This window comes from Leifsonia sp. HAY1-4F, from assembly GCF_056755275.1.
Genome location: NZ_JBNDHX010000005.1, coordinates 1 through 10990 on the forward strand (window position 1 = coordinate 1; position 10990 = coordinate 10990).

Below are 10990 nucleotides of genomic sequence, written 5' to 3' on the forward strand. Positions count from 1 at the left end.
CGTGACGGCGGAGTTTGGCGACGATGGCGAGCTTGACGTGGCTGAGCACGCGGTCATCGAGGTCGTACTCCTGTCCCGCTCCGTAGACGAGTTTTCCCATGTCCACATAGTGCCCTACCCAAAGCACCGGATTCTTCTCCCGTCATGGGGATTGACACAGGAACCGTTTCATGGTCATCCGACGCTCAGGATCTGCCCTCCTTCCCGCAGCCGCGCGGTGAGCTCGCCGATCGGCACGTCCTGGACTGCACCTCCAGAAGCCGCGGCGAGCGCGGCAGCCGCCCCGGCCGCCTGGCCCAGCATCAGGTACTGCGGCTCCATGCGCACCGACGCGAAAGCCACCGCCGACGCCGACAGGCAGACGGGAACCAGCAGGTTGGCAGCGTGCTCCCGCTGCGGCAGGAGAGCCGGGTACGGAATGCCGTACACGGGCACCGGCACAGACAGGTACCCCTCCGTGAAGATCGTGCCGATCGGCCGCGGGTGCTCGTAGACCCACCTCCACACCCGCTGCACCTCCCGGATATCGATGTGATACGAGCCCAGGGCGACGGTGTCACCGGGGATGGATCCGGCCAGCAGGTCGTGCTCGGTGAGGATGCGCTCGCCGACCATGCGCCGCGCCTCGCGCACGTAGAGCTGGTGCGGAAGGTGACCGGTGTCGGCGAACTCGCCCGGCGGGAGTCCCCAGCGCGACAGCTCCCGGCGGATCGCAGCCGGGACGGCGCGGTCGTGGGACAGGAAGTGCAGGAACCCGCGCGTGTGATCCACGTGGTGACTCCAGAGCTCGGCGCGGCGCTCGGGCGATGCGTCCGGATACTCCCAAGCCGATCCGTCCAGCACACTCAACGACACGGGTCCCAGGGAGTTGCCGTCCGCCATGCGGCCGGGCAGGTTGGGCTCGAGGCCGATCATGCGGCCGGCCGGGCGCTCGACTCCTTCGCGCTCGTCGCGCGCGAACAGTCGCCGCCCGAGTTCCCAGTACTCCTCGTCGTAACCGTCGGGACGCTCGAACGGGATGCGGTCCGCCGCGGTCGTCAGGCACACCCGGAACCCGTAGGACATCACGCCGCCGTCGCCCTCGCCGAGCCCGGCGAGGGGCGCGTCGTGCAGCTGCGCCAGGATCGGGCCCTCGGTCAGTCCCGTGGGATCGTTCGCGAACGGAGACACCCACGGCGGCATGTTGTGCATGCCGGGAAGCAGGTCCTGCCGGCCCGCGAACCGCTCGCCATGCAGGCTGCGGTCCTCCCGTCCCACCCGGTACGGGACGCCCGCCGCAGCGAGGAGGTCGCCCTCGTAGCTCGCGTCGACGAAGACGGCGGCCTCGATGCGCTCGCCGGTCGTGACGGTGAGCGCTCGCAGGGCTCGGCCCTTGGCGGCATCGGCGGTCTCGACCCCGGTGAGCCGTGCGCCGAAGAGGACGTCGACCCCCGCCTGCTCCAGCCAGCGCCGGAAGATCCCCTCCGCGACGTGTGGCTCCGGTCCCGCGTAGTGTCCCGGGGCTGTGCCGTAGTGCTCCGCGATGTCCGCACGCAGCCGCGCGGCGGCGCCGCCCAGCGCGCGCACATCCCCGACGTCGGTGTAGCCGAGTCCACCGGAGGTCATCCCGCCCAGGTGGTGGCCGGGCTCCACCAGGAGCGTGCCGGCCCCCGCCTCGGCGGCCGCCACCGCTGCGGCGACCCCAGCTGACGTGGCGCCGTAGACCACGACCTCGACGGACCAGGTCATGCGCGCGCGTCCGCGAACTGCGGCAGCAGTCCGCCCCCGGACTCGAACAGCCCCTTCTCGAGTGCTGTCACGAGGTCCCACTGACCGACGAGTGGATGCGCGAGCAGGGCCATCCGCAGCAGCCGGCGGTCACCGGTCACGGCGGCCCGTGCCGCAAGCCGTTCGTAGGCGCTGACGTGCTGGACCAGCCCGAGCAGCTCCGGCGCGACCGGATCCTGGGGCAGTGGCGTGGCGCCCGACGCATCCACTCGGCACAGCGTCTCGATCACGTCGTCGTCCGCGAGTCCACGGATCAGGCCGTCGTTGCGCACGTTCACGACATGGTTGTCGCCTGTGCCCGCCACGAGTGAGGCGAGCAGGGCCGTGGCCGCCTCGCTGTAGTACGCGCCGCCACGCGCCTCCAGCTGCGGCGGCTTGGTGTCCACCGCCGGGTCGGCGTAGAGCTGCAGGAGCTCCCGCTCGACGTCCGCCACCACGGTCGCTCGGGGCGTTCCTGCCTTCAGCTCCCGGACCGTCGCATCGTGCCTGTAGTAGTACTTGAGGTAATAGGAGGGCAGTACGCCGAGATCCCGGGTCAGTTCGCCGGTGACGCCGCCGCGCCGGCCCAGTTCGTCCGAACGCTCCGCGATCATCCCGGGCAGCACATCCACCCCGTCGACACGGATGTGGCGCACCCACGACAGGTGGTTGAGGCCGACCGGGTTCACCTCCACGCGGCCCGGCTCCACGCCGTGCTCGCGGGCGATCCAGCGCTGCACGCCGATGGCGAAGTTGCACAGACCGATCGCTTTGTGCCCGTCGTCGAGCAGGGCCCTCGTGTTGATGCCGACCGGGTTCGTGAAGTCGACGACCCAGGCACCCGGTGCGGCCCGCTCGCGCGCCTCCCGCGCGATGTCGAGTACCACCGGGGCCGTGCGCAGAGCCTTGGCCAGCCCGCCGGCGCCGGTCGTCTCCTGGCCGACGCAGTCGCACGCGAGCGGGAACAGCTCGTCGCCCAGCCGTGCCCGCTGGCCGCCCACGCGCAGCTGGATGAGGACCGCGTCCGCGTCCTCGATCGCCGCCGTGCGGTCGGTGGTGAGCGTGACCGGGACGTCCGCGCCCTGCCGCGCCAGCATCCTGCGCACCATTCCGCCCACGATCTCGAGTCGCGGACCATCGATGTCCATCAGCCAGAGCTCGTCCACCGTGAGTCGCTCGCGCTCGTTCCACAGGCCCGAGACGAGCTCGGGCGTGTAGGTGGAGCCGGCGCCGATGACCGTGATCTTCATCGGGAATCCCCTTCTTGTCGGTGGTCGGTACTCGGGTGGTCGGTTCTCGGGTGGTCGGTACTCGGGTGGTCGGTACTCGGGTGGTCGGTACTCGGGTGGTCGGTTCTCGAGTCGCCGGTTCTCGAAGCGCTCGTGCGCTCGCGCAGCGCGCGTAGCAGGCCGTCGACCGGGCGGAACTCGAGCGGCCGCGGCTCGAAGCCACGCTCGCGGAGACCGGCCGACACGGCATCGCGGAAGCCTGCGTCGGCGAAGAGACCGCCGGCCAGGATCGCGAGGGTCCCCTCGGGGACGGAAGGACCGTCCCACGTGCGGCGGACGACCACGTCTGCCAGCAGCAGCGCTTCGCCGGCGGAGTCCGCGAGCAGCTCCATCGCCACGGCGTCGCCGTCGGCTGCGGTCCGGGCGACCGTGGCCGCGAGCGCGCCGACCTGCCGCATCGACAGTGCGCCGTCCCGGATGGCCCTCGCCAGCTCGGCGGTATCGGAGGCGACGGTCTCGGCCAGCACCCGGCCGAGCAGCAGGGTCGACGGTCCGCGGCCATCCTCGGCGCGGGCCGCCGCACGGACCGCCGCTCGCCCGAGCTCGTCGCCGCCACCCGAGTCGCCGCTCAGCCAGCCCAGCGCGGGCACCGTCCCAAGTCCCTTCGGACCCCGGGCCACCGCATTGAGGCCCGCACCGCAGACGATCGCGAGTGCCTCATCCAAGCCGGCGCCCGCCTCCAGCACGGCGACCGCGTCGCCGACGACCTCCACGACCGCCCGGGGGAAGAGCTCCGAGAGCGCCGCACGATATCCTGCCTCGTCACCCGGGAAATCCAGTCCGGCCACGGCTGCGGACGCCGAGCCGACGGTCGCCGGATCGATCCCCGACTCCCGCAGCACGGCGGAGACGGCGAAGACCACGGCTTCCGGTCCCGCCCCGCTCCCCGCCCCGATGGCACGGGCCCGCTCCACCAGCTCGCCGGCCGCCTCTGCGAGCACGACGACCTCCGTCTTGGAGTTGCCTCCGTCGATCGCCACCGCCAGCGGGGGCTGCGTCCCTGTGTGCGTGGATCTCACCTCGGTTCCTTCCGCCGCGCCCATCCTGCCTCATTTGTGGGATCGTTTCCACCGTTCTCCGCGAGCGCGCGCCGAAGTGCTCGTCGTTGCATCCGACACGCCGCGCGCGACTGCAACAACGAGCACTTCGCCGAGGGGGTACCTCGCTGCCGGGGCATGCGGACCGCGGGCGCAGCCCGCGCGCAGGCGCAGGGCGCGCGCGCACGCGCAGAGCGCCCGAGCGGGCCGAAGCGCGCGAGCGGGGCGCAGCCCGCGAACGGACCAGGAACGCCGGGGGTGGCGTCCCGCTACAGCGCGCGGGGGGCGGCGGTGGAGCCGCGCGGCAGCACCTCCGCGTCGAGCACCCTCGTCTGCGGCTCGGCCAACGGATCCTGCAGCCGCTCCAGCAGGCGGTCCAGCGCGGTCTCGCCGAGCGACACGGCGTCCTGCGCCACGGCGGTGATCCCGGGACTCACCATGCTCATCCACTGGGAGTCGTCGAACGAGACGACGCTGACATCCTCGGGAATGCGCAGGCCCAGGTCGTTCGTCGCCCGCCACACGCCCTCGGCGAGCAGGTTGTTGGCGGCGAAGATGGCGGTCGGATGGTCGCGACGGGCCAGGATGTCGATCGCCGACTTGCGGGCGCCGTCCGCATCCCAGCCGGCGGAGATGACGAGCGAGGGTTCCGCGGGGATGCCCGATCCCTCCAGCGAACGGCGGTAGCCCGCCGCGCGCTCGCCACCCGTCGTCCACGTCGTCTCGTCGATGAAGAGGGCGATGCGGCGGTGCCCCAGGTCGATGAGGTGATCCGTCATCCGCTTCGCGACACCGGCGTTGTCGATGATGACCCCGTCGCAGCGGCCGGCCGAGAACTGCCGGTCGGCCTCGATGACCGGGATGTGCTGGCGCATCAGGTAGGCCGAGACATCCCCGGACAGCGGCGTCACGATCACTCCGGCCACCCGGGTCGCCACGAAGGCGCGCGCCGCATCCATCTCGGCGTCGGTCGAGCCCTGGTCGTCGACCAGCATCATCGTGTAGCCCTCGCGACGCGAGCGCGAGGCGATCCCCGCGGCGAGGTCGGCGTAGAAGGCATTGCGCAGGTCGGAGACGAGGACGCCGATCGTTCGGCTGTCCTGCTTGCGCAGGCTGCGGGCCATGGCGTGCGGCACGTAGCCCAGGGATTCGGCCGCGGCCAGGACACGGTCCCGCACTCCGGCCGCTACGTAGCCTTCGCCGCTGAGCGCCCGCGACGTGGTGGACTGCGACACCCCGGCCGCCTGCGCGACATCTTTCAGCGTCGCGCGCCGCGGAGCGCCGTCCGCGTCGTTCTCGATCATGGCACCCTTCCCACCCACGGGCGCCGGAGCGCCGGACGCCCGGCGAATCCACCCTAACGGTCACCGCCCTCTCCCGCTGCCAGCCCCGTGACGATGCCGCCAACCGGGTGTACCGTTCCGGGCACAACAGGCAGTTCCCCCGCCGGCACCGCCCCTCCATAGCCGCGACCGCTCCGCCCTCGCGCCGACGACCGCACCCCGCGCCGAAAGGCCGCGCGCGGTTGCACCGTTCGCCCGGAAGGACTTATAGTCGCAGCTATGTGGTAACGATGCCACACCGCGCCGACGAAGGCGGGGCATGGATCGAAAGGGTGGCGATGAGGATCACCGAGCTCGATGGCGGAGCAGAGGGAGGCCGGTGATGGCCCTCCTCACCAATGCGTCGCGCAGCAAGACCCGAACTGGCGACAACGGTCCTGCGAAGAAGAAGCGGGCCAGCAAGTACAACAGGCGCGAGGCGATCGCGGGCTACCTCTTCATCAGCCCGTGGATCATCGGCTTCCTGGTGTTCACCCTCGGCGCCATGCTGTACAGCCTCTACATCTCGTTCAGCAACTACAACCTGGCCACGAACAGCGCCAGCCCCGCCGGGTTCGACAACTACTCCGAGCTGTTCAACGACCCGAAGGTCATGCTCTCGCTCAGCAACACGCTGTTCTACGCGGTCATGGCCGTGCCGCTGGAGATCATCTTCGCGCTGCTCCTCGCGCTCCTCCTCAACTGGGTGGGACGCGGCGCCGGCGTGTTCCGCACCATCTACTACCTGCCGAAGATGACGCCCGCCGTGGCGACCGCATCCATCTTCCTGCTGCTGCTCAACGGGAACACCGGAGCGATCAACCGGTTCCTCGCGATCTTCGGCATCCAGGGCCCCCAGTGGCTCATCGACCCGAACTGGGTGAAGCCGTCCATCGTCCTGATGACCCTGTGGGGGGTCAGCGGCACCATGGTCATCTTCCTCGCGGCCCTCAAGAACGTGCCACGCGACCTGTACGAGGTGGCATCGCTCGACGGCGCCGGAGCGATCCGGAAGTTCTTCACCATCACCATCCCGATGATCTCGCCGGCGATCTTCTTCAACGTGGTGGTGCTCACCATCGCCGCCCTGCAGGTGTTCGACCAGGCGTACCTGCTGTTCTGGCGAGATCAGACCAACGCCTCGCCGGACTCGTCGCTGTTCTACGGCGTCTACCTCTTCCAGCAGGCGTTCCGCCAGTTCAACTTCGGCTTCGCGGCCGCCATGGCCTGGCTGCTGTTCATCATCATCCTGCTGATCACCCTGGTTCAGGTGAAGGTCAGCAACCGGCTCGTCTACTACGAAGGAGACAAGTGATGTCGTCCGCGACCCAGTCCGCGCCGACCGCGGCCGCACTGGTGGCCTCCGAGTTGGAGGCGACCCGGCCCGGCGGCGGCACGACCCCGACCGGACCCAGCCGGCCGAAGCCGGTCGGTGACCGCTGGTACAAGCCGAAGTCGATCATCGGCAAGACGCTGCTGTGGATCGTCGCGATCGGCATGGCCCTGCTGTTCATGTACCCGTTCGTCTGGCTGCTGGCGGCAAGCCTGAAGCCCCGCGAGGAGGTCTTCGACAACTCCCTCTGGCCGAACACCTTCTCGCCGCAGAACTACGTCGAGGTCTGGAATCAGCTGCCCCTGCTGTCCTGGATCGGCAACAGTGTCGTCATCGCGATCCTCGCCGCGGGGCTCGTGGCGATCTCCAGCTCGATCGTCGCGTTCGGGTTCGCGTACTTCAAGTTCCCCGGGCGGACGATATTGTTCGGACTGATTCTGGCCACGATGATGCTGCCCGGCGCCGTGACGATGGTGCCGCAGTACCTGATCTGGAAGAACCTCGGGCTCATCGGCACGTGGATACCGATGTTCGGCATGAACCTGTTCGGCTCGGCCTTCTACATCTTCCTGCAGCGCCAGTTCTTCCTGGGGCTGCCGCGGGAGCTGTTCGAGGCGGCCCGTCTCGACGGCGCGAGCTATTGGAAGCTGTTCACGAAGATCGCGATGCCGCTCAGCATCCCGTCGTTCATCATCATCTTCCTGTTCGAGTTCCAGGCCAGCTGGAACAACCTCCAGGCTGCCCTGATCTACCTGAACGCGGGAGGCGTCGACGGCTTCACGGTCCCCCTCGGCATCTCCTACGCGATGACGACGTTCAGCCCGACCAACGGCGGACACGGCGACTACCAGTACGTCATGGTCGCCGCGCTCATCGTGACGTTGCCGATGCTGCTGCTCTTCGCCTTCGGGCAGCGGTACTTCATCGAAGGGGTCGCGTCGCAAGGCCGCAAGGGCTGAGTCCGGTCGGAACCGGGCGCGGATGGACATCGTCCACCGCGCCCGGTAACGTTTAACCCCCCTAGCGACGATTTCGTATCGAGCCGGCGGGTGGGAGGACCACCTGTTCCACACTCGAAAGGCCGTCGTGACATCCACTTCTCCTTCTCCCTCCCTGTTCGCGTCCCGCGACTTCCGGCTGCTGCTCGCCGGGCAGACCACGAGCCAGCTGGGCGCGCAGGTATCGGGCGTCGCCGTGCCCCTGCTCGCCGTCGTCACCCTGCATGCGACCGCGCTTGAGGTCGGGATGCTCGGCGCCGCATCCACCATCGCGTTCGCCGTCCTCGGCCTCCCTGCCGGGGGCATGGGTGGACCGGATCCGGCGGAGGCCTCTTCTCATCGCGAGCGATCTGGCTCGCGCGGCGCTCCTGGCGACCATCCCGCTCGCGGCCGCGTTCGGCATCCTGTCGATGGGTCAGCTGCTGTCGGTGTCGTTGCTCGCCGGCGTCGCCCGCGTCTTCTTCGACGTGGGCTATCGCAGCTACCTGCCCTCGGTGATCGGACGGGAGCGGGTGCTCGCCGGGAACTCGTCTCTGGAGTTCGTGCGCGCCTCCGGTCAGGTCGCCGGACCCGCGCTCGGCGGGGTGCTCGTCACGCTCATCGGGGCGGCGTCCGTGCTGCTCGCGCAGGCCGGGACGTTCGTGATGTCCGCCCTGTGCCTGCTCGGAATCCGGGCCCGCGAGGATGCGCCGGCGCCGTCCTCCGCCGGCCGGCCACGGCGGATGCGCGAGGAGATCGCCGAGGGCCTGGGTTTCGTCTTTCGCTCACGGGTGCTGCGGGCGACCGCGGTCGCGAGCGCGCTGAGCAACTTCTCGTTCGCAATCGCATCTGCGGTCAACATGGTCTTCCTGTCCCGCACCCTCGGCCTGTCGCCCGCGCTGATCGGCGTGGTGATCGCCGTCGGATCGGTCACGGTCATGATCGGCGCCGCCTTCACCACGCGGCTGTCGCGCGCCGTCGGCTCGGTGCGCATCGTGTGGCTGTCACTCGCCTTCACGGCCCCGCTGGCGCTTCTGGGGGCGTTCGCCCAGCCGGGATGGTGGACGCTGCTGATCGTCGTCGGGATTGCGGCCGGCGAGTTCGGGCAGATCGTGTACGCGATCACCCAGGTGAGTGTCCGGCAGCAGGTCTGCCCGGACCGCATGCTCGGACGCGTGAACGCCACGATGCAGGTCGTCGTGATGGGCCTGTTCCCGCTCGGTGCGATCGTCGGAGGTGTGCTCGGCGACGCCGTCGGGGCCCGCTGGACCCTGATCCTGGCGGGTGCTCTCCTGCTCCTGTGCCCCGCGCTGCTGTGGCGGGCGCTCCGCGGCGTCCGCGACGTCTCCGACCTCCCGGACCTCCCCGACCTCCCCGGGCCGGACCCGGACCGCTGACCCGCAGGCCCTGTCCCCTCCCCTTTCCCTTCGCCGAAGTGCTCGTTGTTGCATCCGACACGCCGCGCGTGACTGCAACAACGAGCACCTCGGCGAGAGGTTCCTCGCGGCAGGCGCATGGGGGCATACGCGGCCGTAGAGCACGCGGGCACGAGAGCGCGCGGACGGCAGAACCCGCCGAAGTGCTCGTAGTTTCATCTGACACGCCGCGCGTGACTGCAACAACGAGCACCTCGGCGGAAGGGAACGTCGCGGCCGGAGCACTTGGACCCCTGGGCGCAGCCCGCGAGCGGCCGGCGCAGAGCGCCGCGGGCGAGAGCGCACGAGCAGGCGCAGAGCGCGCGAAGTGCTCGTCGTTGCATCCGACACGCCGCGCGTGACTGCAACAACGAGCACCTCGGCGAGAAGTTCCTCGCGGGGGGGCCAGCGGGGGCGAGCGGGGGCGCGTCCGGGACGCCGAAGGGGCGGCCTCCCGGAGGAGGCCGCCCCTGGCGGGAGCCGCGGTTACTTGCTGCTCTTCGTGGCCTGCTGGTAGGCCTTCATGGCCGCGGACTGCCCGTCCTTGAGTGCCTGGCTGGCCGACTTGTTGCCGAGCAGGTAGGACGTGATCGCGTTCTGCAGCTCGGTCTGGATCTGCTGACCGGCCGGCGACGCTCCGAACGACTTGCCGTTGCCGACGACGTCGTAGTACGTCGAGATCGCCTTGTCGAAGCCGGCGTTGCCGGACGGCTTCACGTACTTGCTCCGGAGCAGCTTGTCAGCCGCGGGCGAACCGGTGAAGAGGCCGGTGTTGATGGCACCCGGGGTCTTCGCGATCGTCTTCGCGCGGGCGGCACCGGCTGCCTCCCAAGCCTGCAGGCTGGTGAGGTCGAGCGCCCAGGCACAGGCTGCATCCTTGTTCTTCGAGCCGGCCGGGATGACGAACGACGTACCGGACGCGACCGTGAACGGGTTGCCGGAGCTGTCCTTGAACGGAACAGCGCCGATGTCGACACTGCTGACGAACGGGGTCAGCACGTTGACGTACCACTGCGCGTCGACCTCGGCCCCGACCTGGTCCTTCACGTACTGGTTGTTCTTTCCGAAGAAGTCGAACGAGTCGGTGAAGCTCTTCATCTTGGCGTAGCCGCCCTGAGCGTCCGTGATCTGCTTGAGGACCTCGAGCCCCTTCTCGTTCTTCGGGTCGTCGAGCGTCGGCTTGCCGTCGCTGCCGATGACCCCGCCGCCGTAGGCGAGCAGCCACAGGCCCGCCTGGCCGGTGGCCTGCGGGTCGAAGCCGAGGGTGCTCGGGTTGCTGCCCGACGCCTTGTACATCTTCTTGATCGCTGCGACCAGGGTGTCCGGCTTCGAGGTGTCGATGTCGGCGTCCGTGACACCGGCCGCCTTCATGACGCGCTCGTTCGTGATGATCGCCGGCGGCTGGTAGAACTGCGGCACCGCGTAGGTCTTGCCGCCGTAGGTGATGTCATCCATCACCGAGCCGTAGTACGTCGTCTTGGGGTCGACGTTGTGCGTCGAGTAGCACTGGTCGAGCGGCTGGATGAGGCCCTGCGCCGCGTAGGTCGCGACGAACTGCCGGTCCATCTGCACGACGTCCGGGACGTTGCCGCCGGCGACGCGGGTGGTGAACTTCTGCGCGTCGAACGGCGTCTGATCGATCTTGATCGTGACGCCCTTGAGCTGGTCCTTGGCGTAGGCCAGCCGCGAGGTGCCGACCTCGTCGGCGTTGTCGAATCCCCAGGCATTCAGGTTGCCCTTGACATCCTTCGAGAAGCCGCCCCCGGACGAGGTGCCGCCGCTTGAGCTGCATCCGGCGAGGAGCGCCACCGACGCGGTGATGGCCAGCGCGGCGAGGACGGTGTGCCTCTTGTTCATCTGATTTCCCTTCA

9 protein-coding genes are annotated in these 10990 nt (G+C 69.5%); 3 read left to right on the forward strand and 6 right to left on the reverse strand.

Annotation, left to right across the window (positions count from 1 at the left end; translation table 11 throughout):
* From ACPYOG_RS01920 to ACPYOG_RS01940, 5 genes are all read right to left on the reverse strand, one after another.
* Window positions 1-100 (reverse strand): DUF7882 family protein (locus ACPYOG_RS01920; RefSeq protein ID WP_481292650.1); only part of this gene is annotated, 100 nt, incomplete at its 3' end.
* Between the two features lie 74 nt (window positions 101-174).
* Complete coding sequence (locus tag ACPYOG_RS01925; RefSeq protein ID WP_481292571.1) at window positions 175-1728, reverse strand: FAD-dependent oxidoreductase; 1554 nt, start codon at window positions 1726-1728, stop codon at window positions 175-177.
* The gene (locus tag ACPYOG_RS01930) at window positions 1725-2996 is read right to left on the reverse strand and encodes a 6-phospho-beta-glucosidase (protein WP_481292572.1); all 1272 of its coding nucleotides are present in this window, start codon (window positions 2994-2996) and stop codon (window positions 1725-1727) included. The genes ACPYOG_RS01925 and ACPYOG_RS01930 overlap by 4 nt, the downstream gene beginning before the upstream one ends.
* Window positions 2993-4054, reverse strand: coding sequence for an N-acetylglucosamine kinase (locus ACPYOG_RS01935; RefSeq protein WP_481292573.1), 1062 nt, complete (start codon window positions 4052-4054; stop codon window positions 2993-2995). Before ACPYOG_RS01935 ends, ACPYOG_RS01930 begins: the two co-directional genes overlap by 4 nt.
* 287 nt (window positions 4055-4341) lie before the next feature.
* Complete coding sequence (locus tag ACPYOG_RS01940; RefSeq protein WP_481292574.1) at window positions 4342-5376, reverse strand: LacI family DNA-binding transcriptional regulator; 1035 nt, start codon at window positions 5374-5376, stop codon at window positions 4342-4344.
* Window positions 5377-5737: 361 nt separating this feature from the next.
* Here ACPYOG_RS01940 and ACPYOG_RS01945 point away from each other — a divergent pair, with 361 nt between their 5' ends.
* The 3 genes from ACPYOG_RS01945 (at window position 5738) to ACPYOG_RS01955 (ending at window position 9101) form a co-directional block, all read left to right on the forward strand.
* Window positions 5738-6709, forward strand: a complete 972-nt coding sequence (locus ACPYOG_RS01945) for a carbohydrate ABC transporter permease (protein WP_481292575.1) — start codon at window positions 5738-5740, stop codon at window positions 6707-6709.
* The gene (locus ACPYOG_RS01950; RefSeq protein WP_481292576.1) at window positions 6709-7686 is read left to right on the forward strand and encodes a carbohydrate ABC transporter permease; all 978 of its coding nucleotides are present in this window, start codon (window positions 6709-6711) and stop codon (window positions 7684-7686) included. The genes ACPYOG_RS01945 and ACPYOG_RS01950 overlap by 1 nt, the downstream gene beginning before the upstream one ends.
* 347 nt (window positions 7687-8033) lie before the next feature.
* Window positions 8034-9101 (forward strand): MFS transporter, encoded by a 1068-nt coding sequence (locus tag ACPYOG_RS01955; RefSeq protein ID WP_481292577.1) that lies wholly within the window; start codon window positions 8034-8036, stop codon window positions 9099-9101.
* A gap of 504 nt (window positions 9102-9605) precedes the next feature.
* Here ACPYOG_RS01955 and ACPYOG_RS01960 read toward each other — a convergent pair.
* Complete coding sequence (locus ACPYOG_RS01960; RefSeq protein WP_481292578.1) at window positions 9606-10976, reverse strand: ABC transporter substrate-binding protein; 1371 nt, start codon at window positions 10974-10976, stop codon at window positions 9606-9608.
* Window positions 10977-10990: the final 14 nt, after the last annotated feature.

Coding starts and splice junctions, on each gene's coding strand:
- ACPYOG_RS01925 (WP_481292571.1), bottom strand. CDS start 1,728: ATGACCTGGTCCGTCGAGGTCGTGGTCTACGGCGCCACGTCAGCTGGG.
- ACPYOG_RS01930 (WP_481292572.1), bottom strand. CDS start 2,996: ATGAAGATCACGGTCATCGGCGCCGGCTCCACCTACACGCCCGAGCTC.
- ACPYOG_RS01940 (WP_481292574.1), bottom strand. CDS start 5,376: ATGATCGAGAACGACGCGGACGGCGCTCCGCGGCGCGCGACGCTGAAA.
- ACPYOG_RS01945 (WP_481292575.1), top strand. CDS start 5,738: ATGGCCCTCCTCACCAATGCGTCGCGCAGCAAGACCCGAACTGGCGAC.
- ACPYOG_RS01950 (WP_481292576.1), top strand. CDS start 6,709: ATGTCGTCCGCGACCCAGTCCGCGCCGACCGCGGCCGCACTGGTGGCC.
- ACPYOG_RS01960 (WP_481292578.1), bottom strand. CDS start 10,976: ATGAACAAGAGGCACACCGTCCTCGCCGCGCTGGCCATCACCGCGTCG.